Below are 25,688 nucleotides of genomic sequence, written 5' to 3' on the forward strand. Positions count from 1 at the left end.
ACCCATGGTCGACGTCCTGGATGCCCTGACCGCGGCGCTCACGCTGAGCCCGGCCGGCCTCGCCGGGGCCGGCGCATGGGCCGCGATCGGAGTCGCGGCATTGGCGGGCCTGTCGACGATGCTGGGCTACAGCGCGGTCCTGACGCTCAACCGCATCGGCGGCCTCCGGCTGCTGTCCACCCTCCTGCTCAACGCCACCGTGCTGGCGACGCTGCGGCTCCTGCAGGTCTCCATCACCTGGGTCGTCGCCAGCCTGGTCCTGGGCCGCCCGCTGCCGTTCGTGCCCCTGGTCATCGTCGGGCTGCTGTCCCTGGCCCCACAGGTGTTCGCCGTGGTCACGGCGCTCCCGCACGTCGGGCTGTTCATCGGCCGCGCGCTGGAGGCGTGGGGCTACCTGGTGCTGGTCGTCGGGGTGAGCGCCGCCTTCGACATCAGGCTGCCGCTGGCGCTGGGAGTGAGCCTGGCGGGGTGGATCATCATGCAGATGGCGTCTCGGTTGCTCAAGGCGCCGGTGAGCTGGCTGGGGTCGAAGCTCTGGACGCTCGCCACCGGGCGACCCACCATGGTGACCGCCCGCGACATCCTGGCCGGCACCCCGCTGATGCCGATCGAAGCCGACGGGGGCAGGCCGTGATCGAGTGGGTGGTCGGGATCCTGCTGATCGCACTCGTGGTGCTCGCCCTGCTGTCGCCGCTCGAGTCCGCGCGGTGGTGGGCCGACAGGGGCGAGGCGGAGCTGAGGCGCACGTTCGAGGAGTTGCCCCGCGAGATCGTGCCCGCCGAGGACGGGGCGCGTGCGCATCTTGTCTACCTGTCGGGGATCGGCGATGTGGGCGGCAACCGGCTCCTGGATCGCGAAAGCTCCTGGCTGGTCACCCTGGACGAGGCGCTCCCCGAAGTCACCGTGGTCTCGGACGTCTTCCCCTATTCCGTGGACAACCGGGGCCTGCTGCAGCGCACCACGGTGCGGCTTTGGTCTTGGCTGGACCACGGGCGCCGCGCGCGTCGGATCAGGATCCTCCACTTCCTGATCAACCTGCGCAACGTGCTGTACGTGCTGATCTCCGCGGACCCGCGCTACGGCCCAGCACACAACATCGGGCTTGCGCAGGAGATCTGGCGGTCGTTGCAACGCCACGGCTACCGGCCAGGCAGCGGTCGGCCGGTGGTCCTTGTCGGCTACTCCGGCGGCGCCCAGATGTCGCTCGGGGCGGCCTGGTTCCTCAGCCGAGCCGGGGTCCCCGTGTCGGTGATCTCGATCGGAGGTGTCTTCGGCGACGAACCCGGCCTGGACCGGATCGAGCACCTGTGGCACCTCATCGGCGCCCAGGACCGCGTGCAGTTGATCGGTTCGGTCGCCTTCTCCGGGCGGTGGCCCACTGCCCCGTTGTCCTCGTGGGGACGGGCGAAGCGCGAGGGACGGGTGACGTTGCGCACCATCGGCGACATGCGCCACGACGGCGGGGAGGCCTACTTCGGGCGGCGGGCGATGGGGGCCGACGGCCGGACCCACGCCGAGACCACCCGCGACGAGGTGGTGGCCATCCTCTCGACCCTCGGGCACGATGGGGAACATCCCAGCGGCGTCGGGTAGACTTCCGCGTTGGCCTGACAGCCCCCGAAGAACCCGCGAAGGAGACCCCTGCATGGCGTCAACCAACGACCTGAAGAACGGAATGGTGCTCGACCTCGACGGTCAGCTGTGGCAGGTGCTGTGGTTCCAGCACCACAAGCCGGGCAAGGGCAACACGGTGGTGCGTTCGAAGCTCAAGCACGTGATGACCGGCAAGATCATCGACCGGACGTTCAACTCCGACACCAAGGTCGACACCGCCACCGTGGACCGCCGCGAGATGCAGTACCTGTATCTGGACGGTGATGACTACGTCTTCATGGACAACACCTCATTCGAGCAGTTCCACGTCTCCGTGGAGACGCTGGGCGAGGCCAAGGACTACCTGCTGGAGAACCAGACGGCCGTCGTCGCCACCCACGAGGGCACCCCCCTGTTCGTGGAGCTGCCGGCCGCCGTCGAGCTCGAGGTCACCTACACCGAGCCCGGCCTGCAGGGGGACCGCTCCACCGGTGGCACCAAGCCCGCCACGCTGGAGACCGGCAAGGTCATCCAGGTGCCGCTGTTCATCACCACCGGCGAGCGCATCAAGGTTGACACCCGAGACGGCTCCTACCAGGGCCGCGTCAGCTCCTAGTGGTCACGGCGCCCCACTACACGGCCCAGACGAAGGCCCGCAAGGCTGCCCTGGACATCCTGTTCCAGGCGGAGCTGCGCGGGGACTCGCTGGCCGAAACGTTCACCGAACAGCGGTCACTCTCCGGCGGGGTGACGCGCGAGCTCACCACCCGGATCGTCCTGGGCGTCGCCGAACACCTGCGTGACATCGACCGGAGGATCTCGCAGTGCACCTCCGACGGATGGCCTCTTGAACGGATGCCGGCCGTGGACCGTAACCTGGCCCGGATCGCCATCTACGAACTCGACTACTCGGACGTCCCGCCGGCGGCGGTCATCTCGGAGGCCGTCCGCCTCGCGGGGGACCTGTCCACCGACGAATCACCGGCCTTCCTCAACGGCCTGCTCTCCACGGCCCTGGCGGCCAAGCCGACCACGAACTGACTAACAAGCGAGGTGCGCATGAGTTCCCTTCCTGCGATTCTGGTATTGGAGGATGGGCGCGTGTTTCGTGGCCGGTCCTTCGGCGCCACTGGTGAGACCTTCGGCGAGCTGGTCTTCTCGACCGGCATGTCCGGCTACCAGGAGACCCTGACCGATCCCAGCTACCGGGGACAGGTGGTGCTCGCCACCGCCCCCCACATCGGCAACACCGGGTGGAACGACGAGGACGACGAGTCGGGCCGCATCTGGGTGGCCGGATACATCGTGCGCGACCCGTCGCCGCGTCCCTCCAACTGGCGGTCGCGGCGCAGCCTCGACGCTGAGCTCGACGCCCAGCGGGTCGTCGGCATCAGTGACATCGACACCCGTGCGCTGACCCGCCACATCCGCGACCGCGGCGCCATGCGCGTGGGCATCTCCACCCTGACGGCCGACGCCGGCGAGCTGCTCGCCCGGGTGGTGCAGCAGCCGCAGATGGCGGGCCGCGACCTCACCGCGGACGTCACCACGGCTGAGCCCTACCTGGTCCCCGCGGTGGGGCAGCGCCGGTTCACCGTCGTGGCGGTTGACCTGGGCATCAAGTCCATGACGCCGGTGCAGCTCGCGGCCCGGGGTCTGGACGTCCACGTCGTGCCGGCACACACCACCTTCGAGCAGATCCGCGCCCTCAACCCCGATGGCGTCTTCTTCTCCAACGGCCCAGGCGATCCCGCCACCGCTGACGGGCCGGTCTCCGTGCTGCGGCAGGTTCTCGACGCCGGCATCCCGTACTTCGGCATCTGCTTCGGTAATCAGCTGTTCGGGCGCGCCCTCGGGCTGGGCACCTACAAGCTGAAGTTCGGCCACCGCGGCATCAACCAGCCCGTGATGGACCGCACCACGGGGAAGGTCGAGGTCACGGCGCACAACCACGGCTTCGCCGTCGACGCGCCCCTGGAGGGGGCTGCGGAAACGCCCTACGGCCAGGCCACGGTCAGCCACGTGTGCCTCAACGACGATGTGGTGGAGGGCCTTGAGCTGCACCGCGACGGCCGCCTGACGGCCTTCTCCGTGCAGTACCACCCCGAGGCCGCCGCCGGCCCGCACGACGCCAACTACCTCTTCGACCGTTTCGTCGACGTCATGAAAGCAAAGGACGCCTGATGCCCCGTCGCACCGACATCTCCTCGATCCTCGTCATCGGCTCCGGCCCGATCGTCATCGGGCAGGCCTGTGAGTTCGACTATTCCGGCACGCAGGCCTGCCGGGTACTGCGCGAGGAGGGGTTCCGCGTCATCCTGGTCAACTCCAACCCGGCCACCATCATGACTGACCCGGACTTCGCCGACGCCACCTACGTCGAGCCCATCACGCCGGAGTTCGTCGAGAGGGTCATCGCCAAGGAGCGCCCGGACGCGGTGCTGGCCACTCTAGGCGGCCAGACCGCGCTCAACACCGCCGTGTCGCTGCACGACAACGGGGTGCTGGCCAGGTACGGCGTGGAGCTGATCGGCGCCTCGATCGACGCCATCCAGAAGGGCGAGGACCGCGAGCGGTTCAAGGAGATCGTCGTCTCGATGACCGACATCCCCGGCGGTGTGCCGGAGGTGGCCAAGTCGCAGATCTGCCACTCGATGGACGAGGTGCTGGCCGCCGCCGAGGTGCTCGGCTACCCGGTCGTGGTGCGACCCAGCTTCACCATGGGCGGCGTCGGCTCGGGCTTCGCCCACGACGAGTCGGAGCTGCGCCAGATCGCCGGCGCAGGCCTGTCGGCCTCGCCGGTGACGGAGGTCCTCATCGAGGAGTCCATCCTCGGGTGGAAGGAGTACGAGCTGGAGGTGATGCGCGACAAGGCCGACAACGTCGTGATCATCTGCTCGATCGAGAACTTCGACCCGATGGGCGTCCACACCGGCGACTCCATCACCGTGGCGCCGGCGATGACGCTGACGGACCGCGAGTATCAGCGCATGCGCGACGTGGCCATCGGCGTGATCCGCGCCGTCGGGGTGGACACGGGCGGCTGCAACATCCAGTTCGCCGTCAACCCCGACGACGGACGCATGATCGTGATCGAGATGAACCCTCGGGTGTCGCGCTCCTCGGCCTTGGCGTCGAAGGCCACCGGCTTCCCGATCGCCAAGATCGCGGCCAAGGTCGCGGTGGGTTACACCCTCGACGAGATCCCCAACGACATCACCCTCGAAACGCCCGCCAGCTTCGAGCCCAGCCTGGACTACGTCATCGTCAAGATGCCCCGGTTCGCGTTCGAGAAGTTCCCGGCGGCAGACCCCATCCTCACTACCCACATGAAGTCCGTGGGCGAGGCGATGGGCATCGGCCGCAACTTCACCGAGGCGCTGGGCAAGGCCCTGCGGTCCCTGGAGGACCCCACGGCGCCATTCGACTTCACCGCCCCCCTGCGGGAGGTCGACGAGCTGCTCGCGCTCGCATCGAAGCCCACCGACGGCCGCATCCAGCTCGTCATGCAGGCCCTCCGCGCCGGTGCCAGCGTGGAGCAGGTGTTCACGGCCACGAAGATCGACCCATGGTTCCTGGACCAGATGGCCCTCATCCTGGACGTGGCCCGCGAGGTGCAGGCGGCGCCCGAGCTCACCCCGGAGGTGCTGCGCTACGCCAAGCGCCACGGCCTCTCGGATCCCCAGGTGGCCTCGCTGCGCAACCTCAGCACCGAGGTGGTGCGCGGTGTCCGCTGGGCGTTGGGTATCCGGCCCGTCTACAAATCGGTGGACACCTGCGCGGCCGAGTTCGCGGCCTCGACCCCCTACATGTACTCCTCCTACGACGAGGAGACGGAGGTGCCGCCCCGCACCAAGGAGGCGGTGCTCATCCTGGGCTCCGGCCCCAACCGCATCGGCCAGGGCATCGAGTTCGACTACTCGTGCGTGCACGCCACCATGGCGCTCCGCGAGGCCGGCTACGAGACGGTGATGGTCAACTGCAACCCGGAGACGGTCTCGACCGACTACGACACCTCGGACCGCCTCTACTTCGAGCCGCTGACCGCCGAGGACGTGCTGGAGATCTACCACGCGGAGCTGAAGGCCGGCCCGGTGGCGGGCGTCATCTGCCAGCTCGGCGGGCAGACGCCGCTCAAGCTGGCCCAGACCCTCAAGGACGCCGGGGTGCCGATCGTGGGCACCTCCCCGGAGGCCATCCACCTGGCTGAGGAGCGGGGCGCGTTCGGGCGGGTGCTGGCGCGGGCCGGGCTCGCCGCCCCGAAGCACGGCATGGCCACCACGGCTGAGGAGGCCAAGGCCATCGCCGGAGAGATCGGCTACCCGGTGCTGGTGCGGCCCAGCTACGTGCTGGGCGGCCGCGGCATGCAGATCGTCTACTCCGACGACGCGCTCGAGAGCTACATCGACAAGGCCACCGACGTCAACGAGAACCAGCCGGTCCTGGTGGACCGCTTCCTGGACGACGCCGTGGAGATCGACGTCGACGCACTCTACGACGGCACCGAGCTGTACATCGGCGGCATCATGGAGCACATCGAGGAGGCGGGCATCCACTCGGGCGACTCCGCCTGCGCGCTGCCCCCGATCACGCTGGGCGACGCGATCATCGACCAGATCCGGCACCACACCCTCGCCATCGCCGACGGCGTAGGGGTGCGCGGCCTGCTCAACATCCAGTTCGCTCTGCACGCCGACACCCTCTACGTGTTGGAGGCCAATCCCCGCGCGTCGCGCACGGTGCCGTTCGTGTCCAAGGCCACCAACACGGCGCTGGCGAAGGCGGCGGCCCTCATCATGCTCGGCCGCACCATCGCCGAGCTGAGGGCCGACGGGAAGCTCAGGGCAGAGGGGGACGGGTCCACGCCCCTGCCAGGCGCCCCCATCGCGGTCAAGGAGGCCGTGATGCCGTTCAACCGCTTCCGCACCGCCACGGGCGCTTTCGTCGACACGCTGCTCGGCCCCGAGATGCGCTCCACCGGTGAGGTGATGGGCCTGTCGGACAACTTCGGCACCGCCTACGCGAAGTCGCAGGACGCGGGTGGCGGTCCGCTGCCCACCTCCGGGAAGCTGTTCGTTTCGATCGCGGACCGCGACAAGCGTCACGCGATCTGGCCCATCAAGCGGCTGGTGGACCTGGGCTTCCAGGTGCTCGCCACCAAAGGCACCGCCTCGGTGCTGCGCCGCAACGGCGTGGCCGCCGAAGAGGTGCTCAAGCTCTCCGAGATGATCGAGGGCGACGACAGGCCGAGCATCGTCGACCTGATCACCTCCGGCGGGATCGACCTCATCTTCAACACCCCGGAGGGCTCCTCCTCGGGCGCCAGTACACGCGAGGACGGATACCTCATCCGCACAGCCGCGGTGCTCGCGGACGTTCCTGTCGTCACCACCGTCCCGGGCCTGGCCGCCGCCACCCAGGGCATTGAGGCGCTCCAGCGCGGCGAGGTGGACGTCCGCTCGCTGCAGGACTGGGCCCGCAGGTGACCTCGCCGGGCACGCGGGCGCTTCGTGTCGGCTACCACGCCCTCCGGGCGGGGCTGTTCCGCTACGCGGGAGGGGACCCGGAGCGGGTCCATGAGGACATGATCGCGATGCTCGCGCGGGTGCCCGCCGGCCGGCGCGCCACCGTCGCGGATCCAGTGACGGTGGCCGGCGTCAGGTTCCCCAACCGGGTCGGCGTGGCGGCCGGCCTGGACAAGGACGGTGCCGCCGCCCAGGCATGGTCCTGGCTGGGGTTCGGGTTCGCCGAGCTCGGCACCGTCACCGCGCTGCCCCAGCCCGGCAACCCGAGGCCCCGGGTCTTCCGGGCGGTGGCCTCGCGCGGCATCGTCAACCGGATGGGCTTCAACAACCACGGCGCCGCGGCGCTGGCGGACACCCTTCGTGCCAAGGGCGTGGCGCGCGGCAACGGGGCGCTGGGCATCCCGCTGGGGATCTCGATCGGCAAGTCCAAGGTGGTCGACCTGGACCACGCCGTCGACGACTACCTCTCCTCGTTCCGGCTCCTGGCCCCGCTCGCCGACTACGTGGCGGTCAACGTCTCCAGCCCCAACACGCCGGGGCTGCGCAGCCTGCAGGCCGCCACCGAGCTGTCGGCGCTCCTGCGTGCCCTGACCGACGAGGCGGCCGAGCTGGATCCCGCACGTCCGGTTCCGATCTTCGTCAAGCTGGCACCGGACCTCACCGGCACAGACCTCACCGAGACCCTGGCCGTGCTCAACGATTCGGCCGCCGCAGGAGTCATCGCCACCAACACCACGCTGGCCCGAGACGGCCTCGCCCCGGCCGACGCGCACCTGGCACGCGAGGCGGGAGGCCTCAGCGGCGCGCCGCTGACGGCCAGGGCGCTCGGCTTCGTCCAGCGGCTGGCCTCGTCGACCGAGCTGCCCGTGATGGGAGTCGGCGGGGTGATGAGCCCGCGCGACGGGGCCCGCATGTTCGACGCCGGGGCCACCCTGCTGCAGCTCTACACGGGGTTCATCTACGAGGGCGTGGCGCTCGTGCGCGCCTTGCAGCAACTGGAAAGGACCACACCGTGACCTATGCAGCCAGTCTCGCCGCCGCCACCGCCGAGCGCGGCAGGCTGTGCGTCGGGATCGACCCGATGCCCAGCGTCCTGGATGCCTGGGGCCTCCCGCACGACCTGTCCGGCCTGGAGCGGTGCGCGCGAGGGATCGTGGCGGTCCTCGGCGGACGGGTGGCGGTGTTCAAGCCGCAGTCGGCCTTCTTCGAGGCGTTCGGGTCGCGCGGGGTCGCGGTCCTGGAGCGGGTGCTCAGCGACATCCGCGACGCCGGGGCGCTCAGCATCCTCGACGTCAAGCGCGGCGACATCGGATCCTCCATGGCCGGCTACGCCGCCGCGTTCCTCGGCGACGACGCCCCCACCCGCGCCGACGCCATCACGCTGAACCCCTATCTGGGGGTGGGCGCGCTTCGGCCGGCCATCGACGCCGCCGTCGCGGGCGGTCAGGGGCTCTACGTGCTGGCCCGCACCTCCAACCCCGACGGGGCCCCCATCCAGCTGGCGCGCAGCGGGGATGTCAGCGTCGCCCAGCACGTGGTGGACACGGTCGCGGGGCTGAACCCCGCGGCAGACCACGCGGTGGGGCTGGTGGTCGGGGGCACCCATGCGGAGCTCGGCTGCCGCCTGGACCACTTCAACGCCTCCATCCTGGTGCCCGGCATCGGCGCCCAGGGGGGCACCATCGAGGGGTTGCGGGCCACGTTCGGGGCGGCGCTGGGCCACGTGCTGCCCACGGCGAGCCGCGAGGTCATCGGAGCAGGGGAGGCGGCCCTCTCCGGGCGCCTCGAGCGGCTGCTCGAATCGACCGCCGCGCTGACCTGATTCGTCGGCAATTTGGCGTCGCGGCGAGCCGCCGAGCGGTACATTTCACGGAGGGCCCCAAACTGGGGTTGTCAAGGTCATTGACGTGAAGGGGACTTCCGATGGCGATTCCTCAATTGAGCAGTGCTCAGCTCGAAGCCGCCCGCGAGGCGGCCACCCAGGCCAGGCGTGCACGCGCCGAGCTGAAGGAGCAGGTGAAGACCAGCACGGTCTCGTTCACCGACGCCCTGAACAAGGCGGTGGGAGATGACACGCTCTCCCGCATCAAGGTGGTGGACCTGCTCCGCGCCATGCCCCGGGTAGGGATCACCCGCGCCACGGAGATCATGGAGAACCTGCAGATCGCCCCCAACCGCCGCATCCGCGGGCTCGGCCGGCACCAGGTGGACCGCCTCAACGAGTTGTTCAAGTAGCGCGCGGCTGCCCTAAGCTCGGGCGGGTGAGTGGCGCTGCGAATGTCTGGGTGATCTCCGGCCCGAGCGCGGTCGGCAAGGGCACGGTGTGCGCCCGGCTGCGGGCCCTGCACCCGGACCTGTTCTACTCGGTGTCCCTGACCACGCGCCCGCCCAGAGCAGGCGAGACCGACGGCGTCAGCTACCACTTCGTCGACGAGGACGAGTTCCGGCGGCTGATCGAGGCGGGCGAACTGCTGGAGTGGGCCGTGGTTCACGGCACGCACTACTACGGGACTCCTCGCCGGCCGGTGGTCGAGGCCGTCGCGGCCGGCCGCCCCGTCGTCCTGGAGATCGACCTCCAAGGCGCCCGCCAGGTCAAACGAAACCTCCCGTCGGCCCGGCTTGTGTTCCTCACCCCGCCCACCTGGGACGAGCTGGTATCCCGGCTGCGCGGGCGCGGCACAGAGGACGAGGCGGCCCAGGAGCGTAGGCTGAACACAGCCAAACTGGAGCTGGAGGCCCAGGCGGAGGCCGATGTCGTGATCGAAAACACCGAGATCGAGGAAACCGTGGCGGCTTTGGTAAGCTTGATGGGCCTGTGATCGGGCCGCACTCTTTCAGAAGGAACACCTTGAACAGTCAGCCAGAAGGCATCACCTACCCGCCGATCGATTCGCTGCTGGAGAATATCGACTCCAAGTACCGGCTCGTCCTGTTCGCGGCCAAGCGCGCCCGGCAGATCAACGCCTACTACTCGCAGCTCGGCGAGGGCCTGCTCGAGAATGTCGGCCCCATGGTCGCCGCCGCGCCGGAGGAGAAGCCGCTGTCCATCGCCCTGCGTGAGATGAACGAGGGCATGCTGCAGTTCACCCAGATCGATCCCGAGGCCGAGGCCGAGGCCGCCCGCACCGCAGAGGCGGATCCGGCGTTCTCGTTCGTGGATCCCTTCGCCGACACCGCGCCGGAGCCCGACTCCGCGTCCTGACCGAACGTCCCACCTCCAGGGGGCGGCTTGTTGCCGCCGTTGACAACCCCACGATGCGGCTTGTCGCCGCGCTAGGAGTGCTCGCATGAGCCGTCTGTTCACCTCCGAATCGGTGACCGAGGGTCATCCCGACAAGATCGCGGACTCCATCTCCGACGCCGTCCTCGACGCGTTGCTCGAGCAGGATCCCGTCGCCCGCGTCGCTGTGGAGACCCTCGTCACCACCGGACTCGTCGTCCTGGCCGGCGAGGTCTCCACCACCGGCTACGTGGACGTGGCGGGCCTGGCCCGGCAACGGATCCTGGACATCGGCTACGACTCTTCGCGCAAGGGGTTCGACGGCGCCTCCTGCGGGGTGAGCGTGGCCATCGGGGCGCAGTCACCGGACATCGCCCAGGGCGTCGACGACGCCTTCGAGCACCGCACCGGAGCCGAGCAGGACCTGATCAGCCTCCAGGGAGCCGGCGACCAGGGGCTGATGTTCGGGTTCGCCTGCACAGAGACCCCCACCCTCATGCCGCTGCCCATCGATCTGGCCCATCGCCTCGCCGAGCGGCTCACCGAGGTCCGCAAGACTGGCGTGCTGGACTACCTGCGCCCGGACGGCAAGACGCAGGTCACCGTCGAGTACGGCGACGACGGCCGCCCGGTGGGCATCGACACAGTGGTGGTCTCCTCCCAGCACAGCGCGGACGTCAGCCTCGAGCGCATCCAGCCGGACATCACCCGCGAGGTCATCGAGCCGGTGCTGCAGCGCTACGGCTTCCACGCCCCGCGGCGGGTTCTGGTCAACCCCACCGGCAAGTTCGTCATCGGTGGCCCCATGGGCGACGCTGGCCTGACAGGGCGCAAGATCATCGTCGACACCTATGGCGGCATGGCCCGTCACGGCGGCGGCGCCTTCTCCGGGAAGGACCCCTCCAAGGTGGACCGCTCGGCATCCTACGCCATGCGCTGGGTGGCGAAGAACGTGGTGGCCGCCGGACTCGCGGAGCGTTGTGAGGTGCAGGTGGCCTACGCCATCGGGACCGCGCACCCCGTCGGGTTCTACCTGGACACCTTCGGAACCTCAGTGGTGCCGGAGGACCGGATCCGCGACGCGGTGCTGACCACCTTCGACCTGCGCCCCGGCGCGATCGTGCGGGACCTGGACCTTTTGCGCCCCATCTACAGCAACGTCACCGTCTACGGCCACTTCGGGCGCGAACTCCCCACCGCCACCTGGGAGCGAACGGACCGCGCCGCAGCTCTGGCCGCAGCCGTCAAGGGCTGACATGACCCCGCGGGTGGCGCGGGTCGCCGTCGACGTGCCTCTGGCCCACCTGGACCGGCTCTTCGACTACGAGGTGCCCGAGGCGCTCGCGGAGACGGCCGTGCCCGGGTCGCGGGTGAAGGTGCCCTTCGCGGGCACCACCCGGGACGGATGGCTCATCGAGTTGGCCGACAAGTCCGAGGTGTCCGCGCTGGCGAAGCTGGGCAAAGTGGTGTCCTCCGAGCCCATCGTGACGCCCGAGTTCTACGAGCTGATCCGCGCCGTCGCGGACCACTACGCGGGCACCTGGCCTGACGTGGCACGGCTGGCCATCCCCCCGCGCCACGCCGCCACCGAGAAAGCCCCCCAGCGCGCCTGGTCCGAGCCCAAGCCATTGGAGCAGGCCACGGTGCTGCCCGGGTACCCCGACGGACAGGCCCTGCTGGAGGCGCTCGCGGAGGGCCGCTCGCCGAGGGTGCTGTGGCAGGTGGCGGCCGTCTTCGGCGGGGTGGGAGACCTGGTCGGTGGGGTGACGGAGGCCGTCGACGCCACCCTGCGCTCCGGCCGTTCGGCCCTGGTGGTGGTCCCCACCATGCGCGAACTCGCGGTGGCGGCAGCCCGCCTGCGCACGGTGTTCGGGCACGGCTCCGTCGGCACGCTCGCCGCGGAGAGTGGGCGATCCGCCCGGTATCGCGCCTTCCTGGCGGCCTCCAGGGGGGAGGCGCGCATCATGGTGGGCACCCGCAGCGCTGTCTACGCGCCCATGCGTGACCTCGGCCTGCTGGTGGTGGTCGACGACGGCAATGACGCCCACGCCGAGCCGCGCGCGCCCCATCCGCATACCCGGGCCGTCGCCGTCGTCCGCTCCGCCCGTCAGGGGCCCGCCCTGCTGATCGCCGGTCACGGCCGCTCCACCGACGCGCAGGCGCTTGTGGAACGGGGCTGGCTGCGGGAGCTCTCGTTGCCCCCGGCGCAGGCGCGGCGCGTCTCCACGCCTGTGCGGGTGGTGGCCGAGGAGGACCGGGAGCGCGACCCGTCGGCGGCCCGGCTGAGGATCCCGTCCGTGGCCTTCCGCTTCCTCCGCGACCATCTCGCGCAGGGGCCCGTGCTCGTGCAGGTGCCGATGAGCGGCTACGCCGGGGCGCTGAGCTGTGCCCGCTGCTTCAACCGCGCCGTCTGCGACAAGTGCGGGGGGCCGATGCGGGAGCGGCGGCGAGGCGTGCCGGAGTGTGCGCTGTGCGGGCACACGCCTGTGCGCTGGTCCTGTCCCCACTGCCACACGTCGGCTCTCCGCACCCCGCTGCCCGGGGCCGCGAGGACTGCCGAGGAACTGGCCCGGGCCTTTCCCGGCGTGTTGGCGCTCAACAGCTCGGCCGATCGGATCCGCGACGAGGCCCCGGACGAGCCCGCCATCGTGGTGTCGACGCCGGGGGCCGAGCCGATCGCTCCCACCGGCTACGCGGGTGTGCTGATCCTGGACGCCGAGGTTGCGCTCAACCGGGCGGAGCTTCGCGCCTCGGAGGAGTCGGTGCGGCGATGGGCGAACGCGGCCGCCCTTGCCCGGGGCCCTCGCGAGGGCGGATCGGTCCTCATCGTCGGCCCCTCGCCGCACCCCGCTGTGCAGGCGATGGTGCGGGCAGATCTGGCGGGTTTCGCGTCCCGTGAGCTCGAGGACCGTGCCGAGGCGGGGCTGAGCCCGGCGGTCAAGCTGGCCCGGATCGTCGGGGAGCCTGAAGGCGTGCGTGAGTTCCTGGACAACGACGACTGGGAGGGAGTCGATATCCTCGGTCCCACAGAGGTGGGGCCTGAGAGGTGGGCGGCGCTCCTGAGGGTCCCCGTCGAGCGGGCGAGGGACCTCACCGTCCGGGTGAAGAGCGCGGCGGCGATCCGCTCGGCGCGCAAGGAGCGTGGCCTGCTCGGCATACATGTCGACCCTGAGACGTTGGAGGACAGATGAGGCTCGTGTTCGCGGGGACCCCCGAGGTGGCGGTCGCGTCGTTGGACGCACTGGTGGCGTCGGATCACGACGTGGTGGCGGTGGTGACGCGCCCGGATGCGCCGTCGGGTCGCGGGCGCCGGATGAGCGCCTCACCGGTGGCCTCTCGGGCCGCAGAGCTGGGCATCGAGGTGTTGAAGCCCACCCATCCGCGCGACGAGGACTTCCAGGCCCGCCTCCGGGCGATCGCGCCGGACGCCTGCGCGGTGGTGGCCTACGGTGCGCTGCTGCCGCAGTCGGCGCTCGAGATCCCCCTCCACGGCTGGGTCAACCTGCACTTCTCGCTGCTTCCGCGCTGGCGCGGCGCCGCCCCGGTGCAGCGGGCCATCATGGCCGGCGACGATGAGATCGGGACCACCTGCTTCCGGATCGTCAAGGAGCTCGATGCGGGGGACGTGTACCTCATGGAGTCGCTGCCGATGCCCGAGGGAACCGCCGGAGAGGTCCTGGCGCTCCTCGCAGAGACCGGCGCCCGCCAGCTGGTCACCGCCATGGACCTCGTCCAGGCGGGGCTCGCCCCCACGCCGCAGCTCACCGACGGGGTCACCATCGCGCGCAAGATCAGCGTCGAGGAGGCGCGGATCGACTGGAGCCGCCCGGCCAGGGAGATCCACCGCCTCATCCTGGGCTGTTCGCCGGACCCCGGAGCGTGGTGCGAGCTGGACGGTCAGCGGTTCAAGGTGTACCGGTCCGCGCCCGCGCCGGACGCCCCCTCCCTGGGCCCGGGAGAGCTCTCCGCCACGAAACGACGGGTCCTCGTCGGCACCGGCTCGGTGGCGCTGGAACTCCTGGAGGTCCAGGCCCCCGGGAAGCGCCGGATCCCGGCGGCGGACTGGGCGCGCGGCGGCGTCGAGTCCACGGTGCTCGCGTGAGCGCCCGTCGCGTCGCGTTCGATGTCCTGCGCCAGGTCACCGGCGAGGACGCCTACGCCAACCTCGCCCTGGCCAAGCGGCTCGCTGTGGCCGGCCTTGACTCACGCGATGCCGCCCTTGTCACGGAACTCGTGGCCGGCACCTGCCGGCTGATGGGCACCTACGACGCCATCATCGAGGCCGCCGCAGGGCGGCCGCTGTCCTCGCTTCAACCGGCCGTGGTGGACCTGCTCAGGCTGGGCGCCCACCAGGTGCTGTCGATGGGCATCAAGCGCTACGCCGCCGTCGGGGCCACCGTTGACCTGGCCCGCTCCACCGTGGGGCAGCGCGTGACGGGAGTGGTCAACGCGGTGCTGCGCAAAATCTCCGCAAGGAGCCTGGACGAATGGACCGCGCAGCTGTCCGCCGATGCCGACGAGATCGGGGCACTAGCCATCACGGGCCACCATCCGCGGTGGATCGTCGAGGCTTATGCCGACCTCCTGCCCCCCGAGGATTTGCCGGAGGCCCTCGCGGCCAACAACGTGAACCCCAGGCCCACGCTGGTGGTGCGGCCGGGGCTCGCCAGCCCCGCGGAGCTGGACGGCGCCACGCCCACCAGATATTCGCCGTTCGGTGCCGTGGCCCAGGGAGCGCCGGCGGACCAGGCCGCGGTCCGCGAGGGTCGCGCCGGGGTGCAGGACGAGGGCTCCCAGCTGGTGGCGTGGGCCCTGGCCCTCACCGACGCCCCCGACGGGCCGTGGATGGACACCTGCGCCGGCCCGGGCGGCAAGGCCGCACTGCTGGCTGGGCTGGCCGTGGAGGCGGGGGAGTGGCTGCTGGCGAGCGAGGCGCAGGAGCACCGGGCCCGCCTGGTGCGCCAGGCGCTGTCTGCCTATCCGACCGGGCACGTCACCATCGCCGCGGACGGCACCGCCCCCGCGTGGGGCAGATCGTTTGCCCGCGTGATGGTGGACGTGCCGTGCAGCGGACTGGGAGCGCTGCGGCGCCGCCCGGAATCGCGCTGGCGCCGTCGCCCCGAGGACGTCACTGCCCTGGGCGAGCTTCAGCGCTCGCTGCTGCGGCACGCGCTGGACTCCGTCGTGCCCGGTGGGGTGGTGGCCTACGTCACGTGTTCCCCCCACCGCGCGGAGACCGTCGAGGTGGTCGACGACGTGCTGCGGGAACGCCCCCACGTGCGCCGCCTCAGGGCGGCTGACTCACTGCCGGGCGTGCCGGATTGCGAGCTGGGCGAGGACGTGCAGCTGTGGCCGCACCGGCACGGCACCGACGCGATGTACCTCGCGCTCCTGCGCGGCTGACCGGAGGATAGGCTGTCGGGCATGCGTATCACGCCCAGCATCCTCAACGCGGACTTCGCGAACCTGGCCGTCGAGATCGGCCGGATCCCCGGCGCGGACATGATCCACGTCGACGTCATGGACAACCACTTCGTGCCCAACCTCACCATCGGCCTGCCGGTGGTGGAGGCGCTGCGCAAGGTCACTGGACAGATGCTGGACATCCACCTCATGATCCAGGATCCGGACCGGTGGGCGCCGGCTTACGCCGAGGCGGGCGCGGAGTCCGTGACGTTCCACATCGAGGCCGCAGGGGCGCCCATCCGCTTGGCCCGGGAGCTGCGCCGGCTCGGAGCCCGCGCCTCGATGGCGCTCAAGCCCGCGACCGCCATCGAGGGCTACGCCGACATCCTCGGCGAGGTGGACATGGTCCTGCTCATGACGGTGGAGCCTGGCTTCGGGGGACAGAAGTTCCTGGACGTGGTGCTGCCCAAGATTCGCCGGACCCGGGCGCTCATCGGGGATCGACCCATCTGGCTGCAGGTCGACGGGGGCGTCAGCCCCGAGACGATCGGGCGCTGCGCGGAGGCCGGGGCGGACACGTTCGTCGCCGGGTCCGCGGTCTACAGCGCGCCGGATCCCGACGTCATGGTGCGCGAGCTGCGCGAGGCCGCTGTGGCGGCCTGCGCACACTAAGGAAGCACTGATCAATGCTGTTCTCGGCGAGGACGTGCCGGGCGGGATGATATGGCGCCCCGACATCTGGTGCGTGTACTTGACGTCCATATCCAGATGGAGGGGTGTCAGATCGCCCGATCCGGTGCGCCGCAGCCGGGACATGATTGATCAGTGGTTCCCTAGCCTCCGTCGGACTCCTCGTCCTCGATCTGGCGTCGGAGGAACTTCTCCAGCTCGGCCGCGATCGTGTCGCCGGTGGCCTCCTTGACCTCCTCCTGGTCCCGGGCCTCCTCGAGCTGCTCGATGTACTCGGCGATGTCCGGGTCCTGCTGGCTCAGCTGATCCACGGCAGAGGACCAGCGCACCGCCTCCTCGGGGATGCTCTTGTGGTCCACGGAGATCTTGAGGACGCCCTCCAACTCGGTCAGCAGTGCGTCCTGGGCCTTGGGGTTGGGTGGTGTGGACACATAGTGCGGCACCGAGACCCACAGGGACGCCGCGGGAATCCGCTCGTGGATCATCAGCTGGCTCGCCACTCCGATCATCCCGGTTGGTCCCGTGTAGTCGTTGTTCTGCATGTGGAAGGTGCGCTCCACCATCGGATCCGAGGTGTAGAGCCCCACCGGGAGCGGGCGCGAGTGGGGGGTGTCGCTCAGCATCGCGCCGAGGAACAGGACGATCTCCGGCTCGATCTGCTTGATCCGCCCGATCAGCTCGGCGGCGAACGTGCGCCACAGCAGGTTGGGCTCGGGACCCAGCATGACCACGATGTCGCGCTCGGGGTGATGGACTACCCGGATCCGCACGGCGGGCCACTCCACCCATGGTCCGTCCACCGCGCGTTGCAGGAGTGGACGGGTGTGTTGGAAGTCGTAGTACCGCTCGTCGTCGATGATGCCCGCGTCCGTGCCGGGGTAGGCGTCGATGAGGTGGCGCATCAGGTCGCTGGCGGCATTGCCCGCGTCGTTCCAGCCCGAGAAGGCGATGACGACGGCTGGCTCCCGAAGACCCTCCAGCGGCGTGAACTGCATTGTTCCACCCTACAGTGGGGCAGGTAGCCTGTGCGGGTGTCGAAAACCCTCTCTGACCTGTTGAACCGTCGCGTCCTCGTCGCCGATGGGGCGATGGGGACCATGCTGCAGTCCTTCGGCGAGCTGTCCGTCGATGAGGACTTCCTGGGGCTTGAGGGCTGCAACGAGATCCTGTCCGTGACCCGCCCGGATGTGGTGGCCTCCGTGCACCGCGCCTACTTCGAGGCCGGCGCGGACGCGGTGGAGACCAACTCGTTCGGCACCAACCTGGCGGCGCTGGCCGAGTACGACATCGTGGACCGCCTCGAGGAGTTGGCTGAGGCTGCGGCCAGGATCGCGCGCGGTGTCGCGGACGAGTTCAGCACCGACGAGTGGCCCCGCTTCGTGCTCGGCTCCATGGGCCCGGGCACCAAGCTGCCTACGCTGGGCCACATCGCGTTCGCCGACATCCGGGACGCCTACCAGCGGCAGGTGGAGGCGATGATCCGCGGCGGCATCGACGCGGTGCAGATTGAGACCTGCCAGGACCTGCTTCAGGCCAAGGCGGCCGTCATCGCCGCCAAGCGCGCGCGCGAGCGGATGGGGGTGGAGCTGCCGATCCTGATCAACGTCACCGTCGAGACCACCGGCACCATGCTGCTCGGCTCGGAGATCGGCGCTGCGCTGACCACTCTCGAGGCGTTGGGCGTGGACTGCATCGGCCTCAACTGTGCCACCGGCCCGGCGGAGATGAGCGAGCACCTCAGGCATCTGTCGCGGCGCGCCGGCATCGCCATCGGAGCCATGCCCAACGCCGGGCTCCCGGAGTTGACCGCCGACGGCGCCCGTTACCCCCTCGGCCCCGACGGGTTGGCCGACGCACTCGGGGCCTACGTCGAGGAGTTCGGCCTTGCCATGATCGGGGGCTGCTGCGGCACCACGCCCGAGCACATCCGGCTGCTGGCTGAGCGTTACGCCGGCCGCGAGGTGGTGCCCAGGCACCCGGAGACCGAGCGGGCGGCGTCGTCGCTGTACATCGAGGTGCCGTTCGCGCAGGACGCGAGCTACCTCAGCATCGGGGAGCGCACCAACGCCAACGGCTCCAAGGCGTTCCGCGACGCCATGCTGGCGGAGAACTGGGACGAGTGTGTGGACATCGCGAAGGCGCAGGCCCGTGACGGGGCCCACGTGCTGGACCTGTGCGTGGACTACGTGGGGCGCGACGGTGCCGCCGACATGGCGGTGCTCGCCGCCCGGCTCTCCACCTCGGTGACCCTTCCGGTCGTCCTCGACTCCACCGAGCCGCCCGTCCTCCAGGCCGGGTTGGAGCGGCTGGCGGGCCGCAGCATCATCAACTCGGTCAACTACGAGGACGGGGACGGGCCGGAATCGCGATTCGGGCGCATCATGCCGATGGTGCGCGAACACGGTGCCGCCGTGGTGGCGCTCACCATCGACGAGGAGGGCCAGGCGCGCACGGCCGAGTGGAAGGTGCGGGTGGCGTCCCGCCTCATCGACGACCTGGTGGGCAACTGGGGGATGGACGTCGGCGACATCCTCGTCGACTGCCTCACGTTCCCCATCGCCACGGGCCAGGAGGAGACCAGGCGCGACGGCATTGAGACCATCGAGGCCATCTCCGAGCTCAAACGCCGCTATCCCGGGGTACGCACCACCTTGGGCGTGTCCAACGTGTCCTTCGGCCTCAACCCAGCGGCGCGCATGGTGCTCAACTCGGTGTTCCTGCACGAGTGCGTCGTCGCCGGCCTGGACTCGGCCATCGTTCACAGCGCCAAGATCATCCCCATGGACCGCATCCCTGAGGAGCAGCGCCTGGTCGCGCTGGACCTCGTCTACGACCGCCGGGACGGTGACTACGATCCTCTGACGAAGTTCCTGGACCTGTTCGAGGGCGTGACGGCGGCCTCGGTGCGGGCTTCGCGTGCCGCCGAGCTGGCCGCGCTCCCGCTGGCCGAGCGGCTGCAGCGCCGCATCATCGATGGTGAGGGCAAGGGCCTCGCCGCGGACCTGGATGAGGCCCTCCAGGGCAAGGCCGCGCTGGACATCATCAACGAGGACCTCCTGGCGGGCATGAAGGTGGTGGGGGAGCTGTTCGGGTCCGGCCAGATGCAGCTCCCATTCGTGCTGCAGTCCGCCGAGGTGATGAAGCAGTCGGTGGCCTATCTCGAGCCCCACATGGAGAAGGCCGACGACGATGCCGGGAAGGGCACCCTGGTGCTGGCGACGGTCCGCGGCGACGTGCACGACATCGGCAAGAATCTCGTCGACATCATCGTCAGCAACAACGGCTACACGGTGATCAACATCGGCATCAAGCAGCCCATCCAGGCCATCGTCGAGGCCGCCCAGCAGCACGGGGCGGACGCGATCGGCATGTCCGGGCTCCTGGTGAAGTCCACGCTGGTGATGAAGGACAACCTCGCCGAGCTCAACCGCCTCGGTCTGGCGGAGAAGTACCCGGTTCTCCTCGGCGGCGCGGCGCTGACCAGGACCTTCGTCGAGCACGACCTCGGCGACATGTTCGACGGCGAGGTGCGCTACGCCAAGGACGCCTTCGAGGGCCTGGCGCTGATGGACGCCGTGATGGCCGTCAAGCAGGGCATTCCGGGTGCGGCGCTGCCCGCGCCGCGGAAGCGCCGCTACGCCAAGACCTCCCTGGTGGAGGTCGTGGAGCCGGAGCTGGGGGTCCGCTCGGAGGTCGCCCGTGGCGTCGACGTGCCCACGCCCCCGTTCTGGGGCACCCGCGTGGTGAAGGGCATCGCCCTGGCCGAGGTGGCAGCCTGGCTGGACCACCGGGCCACGTTCCTGGGGCAATGGGGGCTCAAGCCGCTGCGCGACGGCGCCTCCTACGAGGAGCTCGTCGAGACCGAGGCCATGCCGCAGCTGCGGATGTGGCTGGACCGGATCAAGACCGACAACCTCGCCAACTTCGGAGTGGTCTACGGCTACTTCCCGGTGCACTCGGCTGGGGAGACGCTGATCGTCGGGTCGCCGGAGGATCCGGCACGCGAGGTGGCACGGTTCACGTTCCCGCGGCAGCGCCGCGACAAGCGGCTGTGCCTGGCGGACTTCTTCCGCGACGAGGAGGAGGCCGCCGCCCACGGCCCGGACGTCCTGGCGATGCAGCTGGTCACCATGGGGGCGGAGGTCGCCAAGGCAACGCAACGAATCTTCGAGGCCAACGCCTACCGTGACTACCTGGAACTGCACGGACTCTCCGTGCAACTCACCGAGGCGCTGGCAGAGCTGTGGCACAGCCGCATCCGCGAGGACCTCGGCTTCGCCGCCAGCCCCGACATCACCGCCGCCATCCGGGACCAGGCGTACCGCGGGTCGCGCTACTCATTCGGCTACCCCGCCTGCCCGGATCTCGAGGACCGCGCGAAGTTGGTGGCGCTGCTCGATCCGTCGCGCATCGGCGTGGAGCTGAGCGAGGAGCTTCAGCTGCACCCCGAGCAGTCCACCGACGCCATCGTCGTGCACCACCCCGAGGCGAAGTACTTCAATGCAGGCTGAGCCGAAGGCGGTCCTCTGGGACTTCGACGGCACCCTGGTGGACACCGAGCCGCTGTGGGCCGCCACAGAGCGCGAGATGCTGGCCGGGTACGGCGTCGAGTGGGGTGAGGACATGATGCTGGCCTGCCACGGGCAGCACGCCATGATCACCGCGCAGATGATGGCCGACGACATGGGAATCCCGGAGGAGGCGGCCTCGGTGTGGCAGGAGCTCCATGAGCGCATCGCCGCCCACATCCGCGCCCACGACCTGCCGTGGATGGCCGGGGCGCGGGAGCTGATGGCCGAGCTGGCCGACGCGGGCGTGCCGTGCGCCATCGTCACCGCCAGCGACCGCATCATCCTGGAGGCGGCCCGCGAGCGGCTGCCCGGCAACGTGGAGGTCATCGTGACCGTCGACGAGGTGTCGCGGGCGAAACCGCACCCCGAGGGCTACCTGACGGCGGCCTCCAGGTTGGGCGTGGCCGCCGAGGATGCTGTGGCCCTGGAGGACTCCGTCCCCGGGACCACCGCCGCGCTGGCCGCGGGTGCGGTGGTCTACGCTGTCCCGTCGATGGTGGACCTGCCGCCGCATCCCCGCATGCATGTCTCCTCCCGCGGGCTGACCACCACCACGTGGCCGGAGCTGGCCAGCGTGTGGCGTGAGTTGAAGGAAGTCAGATGAACCTTTCCGGCGTGAACACAGGCCCGCTCAAGGCGGGGGACCGGGTCACTCTCACCGACGGCAAGGGCCGCCGCAAGTCGATCCTCCTGAAGGACGGCGGGGTCTGGCACACCACCAAGGGTGCCGTCAGCCACGACGAGCTGATCGGCGGACCTGAGGGCGTCACGGTGACCTCCGCCGGGGGGCAGCAGTATCTGGCGTTCCGGCCGCTGATGAGTGAGTTCATGGTCTCGATGCCGCGGGACGCCGCCGTCATCTATCCCAAGGACGCCGCGCAGATCCTCATGTGGACCGACATCTACCCGGGCGCCCGCGTACTGGAGGCAGGCGTCGGGTCGGGCGCGTTGTCGATCGCGCTGCTGCGCGCCATCGGGCCTGAGGGTTCGCTGCACTCCTACGAGCGCCGCCAGCAGTTCGCCGACGTGGCCCGCGGCAACGTCGAGGCCTTCCTCGGGGGGCCGCACCCCGCCTGGCGGCTGACCGTCGGGGACCTCGTGGAGGCCATCGACGACGAGCCCATCGACCGTGCGGTGCTGGACATGCTGGCGCCGTGGGAGTGCATCGACGCCGTGGGGGAGCGCCTCGTCGCCGGCGGGGTGCTCACCTGCTACGTGGCGACAGCCACCCAGCTCGGCAAGGTGGCCGACACGTTCCGGGCCCACGGGGGATTCACCGAGCCGCACGCCACCGAGACCACGGTGCGGGACTGGCACGCCGAGGGCCTCGCCATCAGGCCGGGCCACGGCACCTCGGGGCATACCGGCTTCCTCATCACCTCCCGACGGTTGGCGCCCGGGGTCGCGGCGCCGATGCGCAAGCGGCGCCCCGCCCCCGGTGCCTACGGACCCGACTATCAGGGCCCCCGGCCGGCGAACATCCCCGCCGAGCTCGGCGGCAGGGCATGACGCGGCGGGTGCTGATCCTGGGCGCCGGCCTGGTGGGGTCGTCGCTGGGCCTGGCGCTGACCCGTGCCGGCTACGACGTGATGCTGTGGGACATCGTCTCCTCGCATTCCCTGGTGGCCGCCGGGCTCGGCGCCGGACGCATCAGCGACGAGTCCACGGACAACCCGGACATCGTGGTGGTGGCCACCCCGCCCGCCGTGATCCCCGCACTGGTGGCTGAGGTCCTCGGCAAGTTCCCTGACGCTGTGGTGACCGACGTCGGGTCCGTGAAGGCGCCCATCCTCGCCGCCGTCGCCACCCTGGTGCCCGAACACCGCCGCTACGTCGGTTCGCATCCCATGGCCGGCTCGCAGTTCACCGGTCCGCTCACGGCGTCGGGGGACCTGTTCCGCGACCGCACCTGGGTGGTGACCCCCGTCGAGGGGAACGCCCCGGAGGATGTGGTCGCCGTCGAGCAGTTGGCCCGGGATGTGGGCGCGCTGGTGGTGACGATGCCCCCGGCGGAGCACGACGAGGCGGTGGCGCAGGTCAGCCACGTTCCGCACCTGATGAGCATCCTGACGGCCAGCCATCTGAGGGAGGTGCCGGCGGGCAATCTGAGGCTGGCGGGGCAGGGGATCCGTGACGTCACGCGCATCGCCGGCTCGGACCCGGCTCTCTGGCGCCAGATCCTGACCGCGAACGCGGGGGCGGTGAGGCACGAGCTGAGCGAGGTGGCACAGGATCTCAGCCACCTCATCGGCGTCCTGGACCAGCCCGAGGAGCTCGAGCGGTTCCTGGCGATGGGCCAGGCGGGCGCCCACTCGCTGGTGGGCAAGCACGGCCACGACCCGCTGGACACGGTGTCGGTCACGGTCGAGATCCCGGACGAGCCCCGCGCGCTGGGTCGGCTGTTCACCGACATCGGCGAGGCCGGGTTCAACGTGGAAGACTTCGAGCTCACGCACGACCCGGTCCGCGAGGTGGGCTACCTGTCGATCTCGGTGGAGCGCGAGATGGCGGAGCAGCTGCGGGCAGACATCGTGGCCCGCGGGTGGACCGGCTGGGCCGGAAGGGGAGGCGTTCAATGAGCTTGCTGATCGCGATCGACGGGCCCAGCGGGTCGGGGAAGTCCACCACCGCGAAGCTCCTGGCCGGCCGTCTGGGGCTCGGCTACCTGGACACCGGCGCCATGTACCGCGCGGCCACCACCGAGTATCTGCGCCGCTACCCTGACGGCGCCTCGGACGAGGAGGCGGCGGCACTGGTGGCGGGCTGCGACCTTGTGGTGCGGACCTCTCCCGATGCGCCAGCGTTCGTCATCGACGGGACGGATGTGACTCTCGAGATCCGGGAGCCCCGGATCTCGGCGGCCGTGTCCCGGATCGCCACGAACCTCGAGGTCCGGCGTCTGCTGACCTCCATGATGCGCCGCATCATCGATGAGCACGGCGGTCGGATGGTGGTCGAGGGCCGCGACATCACCACCGTCGTCGCACCTGACGCCGATGTGAGGGTGCTCCTCGTCGCGGACCCGGCGGCACGAGTGGCGCGCCGCGCGGCCGAGGTGGCGGACCTCGCCACCGCGGACGAGGTGACGGACCAAGTGTTGCGTCGGGATCGCGACGACTCGACGGTGGCAAACTTCACCGAGGCCGCCGAGGGGGTCACGGTGATCGACTCCACGTGGCTCAGCCCCGACGAGGTGGTTGAGCGAATCGTCGCGCTTGTCCGCTCCCAGTAGGATGGAGAGTCCGCACCAAGACCAAGGAGCCACTGTGAGCGAGCTGCGCAAGCCGATCGTTGCCGTCGTCGGGCGGCCCAACGTCGGCAAGTCGATGCTGGTCAACCGCATCCTTGGCCGCCGCGAGGCGGTGGTGCAGGATCAACCCGGCGTCACGCGAGACCGCGTGTCCTACGACGCCAACTGGAACGGCCGCGAGTTCGTGCTCGTGGACACGGGTGGTTGGCTCTCCGACGCCCAGGGCATGGCAGCGCAGATCGCGGAGCAGGCAGAACTGGCCATCTCGTTGGCGGACGCTGTGCTGTTCGTGGTGGACGCCCACGTCGGCACCCTCGACGAGGATGAGGCCGTGGTCCGCGTCCTGCGCCGATCAAACAAGCCCGTCGTTCTGGCCGCCAACAAGGTCGACGATCAACGCCACGAGGTGATGGCCGCCACCATGTGGAACCTGGGGCTGGGTGAGCCGTACCCCGTCTCGGCCATGCACGGTCGCGGCTCCGGTGATCTCCTCGATGCGCTCCTCGCCGCGCTGCCTGAGGCGCCACGGGAGGCCGAGGTCGAGGCGGCCGGGCCGCGTCGCGTGGCCATCGTCGGGAAGCCCAACGTGGGCAAGTCGTCCCTGCTGAACAAGCTGGCCGACCAGCAGAGGGTCGTGGTCTCGGACATCTCCGGCACCACCGTGGACCCCGTCGACGAGATCGTCGAGGTGGGTGGACAGGTGTATCGGCTGATCGACACCGCCGGCATCCGCCGCCGCGTCAAGGAGGCCAGCGGGCACGAGTACTACGCCAGCCTCCGCACACAGGCGGCGATCGAGCGCGCCGAGGTCTGCATCATGGTGATCGACGCCTCCGAGCCGCTCACGGACCAGGACCTGCGCATCCTCAACTCCATCGAGGATGCGGGGCGCGCGATGGTCATTGCGTTCAATAAGTGGGATCTCACCGACGAGGAGCGGCGCAAGTATCTGGAGCGTGAGATCGACCGCGACCTGACGGGTTGGCGCTGGGCGCCCACCGTGAACATCTCGGCGCTGACCGGCCGCAACGTCGACAAGCTCAGTAAGGCCATCGAGGCCGCTGCGGCAGGGTGGGAGACCAGAATCTCCACCGGCAAGCTGAACGCCTTCCTCGGCCGACTCGCCGCGGCACACCCGCACCCGGTGCGGGGCGGCAAGCAGCCGCGCATTCTCTTCGGCACGCAGGCGCACAACTGCCCGCCCATGTTCGTGCTCTTCACCAGCGGGCTCATGGACGAGCAGTACAAGCGCTTCGTCGAGCGCCGGCTGCGCGAGGACTTCGGCTTCGTCGGATCACCCGTGCAGGTTGAGGTCCGGGCGCGGGAGAAGCGCAAGGACCGCGTCTGATCGACCTGGTGGCTCTTCCCGAGGAGGCCGACGGTGTGGTTGGGTGGAGGTCAGAGCAACTGACCCCTCGGGGCCGACAGTAGGA

Annotated in this window: 21 protein-coding genes and 1 pseudogene; 21 read left to right on the forward strand and 1 reads right to left on the reverse strand. The window is 70.1% G+C overall.

All coding sequences use genetic code 11. The features are described 5' to 3' along the window. The first annotated feature begins 4 nt into the window (after positions 1-4). The 16 genes from ACZK39_RS04595 to rpe all read left to right on the forward strand — a co-directional run bounded on the left by ACZK39_RS04595 (position 5) and on the right by rpe (position 16,416). Positions 5-634: a hypothetical protein gene (locus ACZK39_RS04595; protein ID WP_463612650.1), complete on the forward strand. Its 630-nt coding sequence runs from the start codon at positions 5-7 to the stop codon at positions 632-634. After that, entirely contained in the window at positions 631-1,593 is a 963-nt protein-coding gene (locus ACZK39_RS04600; protein ID WP_182782703.1) for a hypothetical protein, read from the forward strand. Before ACZK39_RS04595 ends, ACZK39_RS04600 begins: the two co-directional genes overlap by 4 nt. A gap of 52 nt (positions 1,594-1,645) precedes the next feature. After that, positions 1,646-2,209: an elongation factor P gene (efp, locus tag ACZK39_RS04605; protein WP_182799914.1), complete on the forward strand. Its 564-nt coding sequence runs from the start codon at positions 1,646-1,648 to the stop codon at positions 2,207-2,209. Further along, positions 2,209-2,634: a transcription antitermination factor NusB gene (gene nusB, locus ACZK39_RS04610; RefSeq protein WP_182782705.1), complete on the forward strand. Its 426-nt coding sequence runs from the start codon at positions 2,209-2,211 to the stop codon at positions 2,632-2,634. The genes efp and nusB overlap by 1 nt, the downstream gene beginning before the upstream one ends. Before the next feature lie 18 nt (positions 2,635-2,652). After that, on the forward strand, positions 2,653-3,777 hold the full coding sequence (gene carA / locus ACZK39_RS04615) for a glutamine-hydrolyzing carbamoyl-phosphate synthase small subunit (RefSeq protein WP_182782706.1): 1,125 nt from the start codon (positions 2,653-2,655) through the stop codon (positions 3,775-3,777). Beyond that, complete coding sequence (carB, locus tag ACZK39_RS04620; protein ID WP_459054450.1) at positions 3,777-7,079, forward strand: carbamoyl-phosphate synthase large subunit; 3,303 nt, start codon at positions 3,777-3,779, stop codon at positions 7,077-7,079. The genes carA and carB overlap by 1 nt, the downstream gene beginning before the upstream one ends. Continuing rightward, positions 7,076-8,134, forward strand: a complete 1,059-nt coding sequence (locus ACZK39_RS04625; protein ID WP_463612651.1) for a quinone-dependent dihydroorotate dehydrogenase — start codon at positions 7,076-7,078, stop codon at positions 8,132-8,134. Before carB ends, ACZK39_RS04625 begins: the two co-directional genes overlap by 4 nt. Further along, on the forward strand, positions 8,131-8,940 hold the full coding sequence (gene pyrF / locus ACZK39_RS04630; protein ID WP_463612652.1) for an orotidine-5'-phosphate decarboxylase: 810 nt from the start codon (positions 8,131-8,133) through the stop codon (positions 8,938-8,940). Before ACZK39_RS04625 ends, pyrF begins: the two co-directional genes overlap by 4 nt. A gap of 101 nt (positions 8,941-9,041) precedes the next feature. Continuing rightward, complete coding sequence (mihF, locus tag ACZK39_RS04635) at positions 9,042-9,353, forward strand: integration host factor, actinobacterial type (RefSeq protein ID WP_463612653.1); 312 nt, start codon at positions 9,042-9,044, stop codon at positions 9,351-9,353. Between the two features lie 26 nt (positions 9,354-9,379). Continuing rightward, entirely contained in the window at positions 9,380-9,937 is a 558-nt protein-coding gene (gene gmk / locus ACZK39_RS04640; protein ID WP_182782711.1) for a guanylate kinase, read from the forward strand. Positions 9,938-9,966: 29 nt separating this feature from the next. Further along, a complete protein-coding gene (gene rpoZ, locus ACZK39_RS04645; RefSeq protein ID WP_220489309.1) occupies positions 9,967-10,320 on the forward strand; it encodes a DNA-directed RNA polymerase subunit omega in 354 nt (117 codons plus the stop codon). 85 nt (positions 10,321-10,405) lie between these two features. Next, positions 10,406-11,593, forward strand: a complete 1,188-nt coding sequence (gene metK / locus ACZK39_RS04650; RefSeq protein WP_182799919.1) for a methionine adenosyltransferase — start codon at positions 10,406-10,408, stop codon at positions 11,591-11,593. Position 11,594: 1 nt separating this feature from the next. Further along, the gene (locus tag ACZK39_RS04655; protein WP_463612654.1) at positions 11,595-13,529 is read left to right on the forward strand and encodes a primosomal protein N' family DNA-binding protein; all 1,935 of its coding nucleotides are present in this window, start codon (positions 11,595-11,597) and stop codon (positions 13,527-13,529) included. Then, positions 13,526-14,440 (forward strand): methionyl-tRNA formyltransferase, encoded by a 915-nt coding sequence (gene fmt / locus ACZK39_RS04660; protein ID WP_182782714.1) that lies wholly within the window; start codon positions 13,526-13,528, stop codon positions 14,438-14,440. The genes ACZK39_RS04655 and fmt overlap by 4 nt, the downstream gene beginning before the upstream one ends. After that, positions 14,437-15,741, forward strand: coding sequence for an RsmB/NOP family class I SAM-dependent RNA methyltransferase (locus ACZK39_RS04665; RefSeq protein WP_463612655.1), 1,305 nt, complete (start codon positions 14,437-14,439; stop codon positions 15,739-15,741). Before fmt ends, ACZK39_RS04665 begins: the two co-directional genes overlap by 4 nt. A gap of 21 nt (positions 15,742-15,762) precedes the next feature. Beyond that, entirely contained in the window at positions 15,763-16,416 is a 654-nt protein-coding gene (rpe, locus tag ACZK39_RS04670; RefSeq protein WP_182799922.1) for a ribulose-phosphate 3-epimerase, read from the forward strand. A 161-nt stretch (positions 16,417-16,577) separates the two neighbouring features. Here rpe and ACZK39_RS04675 read toward each other — a convergent pair whose 3' ends face one another. Further along, positions 16,578-17,429: a proteasome assembly chaperone family protein gene (locus ACZK39_RS04675; protein WP_182799923.1), complete on the reverse strand. Its 852-nt coding sequence runs from the start codon at positions 17,427-17,429 to the stop codon at positions 16,578-16,580. A gap of 36 nt (positions 17,430-17,465) precedes the next feature. Here ACZK39_RS04675 and metH point away from each other — a divergent pair, with 36 nt between their 5' ends. The 5 genes and pseudogenes from metH (at position 17,466) to der (ending at position 25,603) form a co-directional block, all read left to right on the forward strand. Beyond that, a complete protein-coding gene (gene metH / locus ACZK39_RS04680; protein ID WP_463612656.1) occupies positions 17,466-20,945 on the forward strand; it encodes a methionine synthase in 3,480 nt (1,159 codons plus the stop codon). Further along, a pseudogene (locus ACZK39_RS04685) lies at positions 20,935-22,514 on the forward strand (HAD-IA family hydrolase). The gene metH and the pseudogene ACZK39_RS04685 overlap by 11 nt, the downstream one beginning before the upstream one ends. Beyond that, the gene (locus ACZK39_RS04690) at positions 22,511-23,584 is read left to right on the forward strand and encodes a prephenate dehydrogenase (protein ID WP_182782720.1); all 1,074 of its coding nucleotides are present in this window, start codon (positions 22,511-22,513) and stop codon (positions 23,582-23,584) included. The pseudogene ACZK39_RS04685 and the gene ACZK39_RS04690 overlap by 4 nt, the downstream one beginning before the upstream one ends. Continuing rightward, a complete protein-coding gene (cmk, locus tag ACZK39_RS04695) occupies positions 23,581-24,237 on the forward strand; it encodes a (d)CMP kinase (RefSeq protein WP_463612657.1) in 657 nt (218 codons plus the stop codon). The genes ACZK39_RS04690 and cmk overlap by 4 nt, the downstream gene beginning before the upstream one ends. A gap of 1 nt (position 24,238) precedes the next feature. Beyond that, positions 24,239-25,603 (forward strand): ribosome biogenesis GTPase Der, encoded by a 1,365-nt coding sequence (der, locus tag ACZK39_RS04700; RefSeq protein WP_182799927.1) that lies wholly within the window; start codon positions 24,239-24,241, stop codon positions 25,601-25,603. The last annotated feature ends 85 nt before the right edge of the window (positions 25,604-25,688 follow it).

It is taken from the genome of Tessaracoccus luoxuelianae (genome assembly GCF_055326245.1).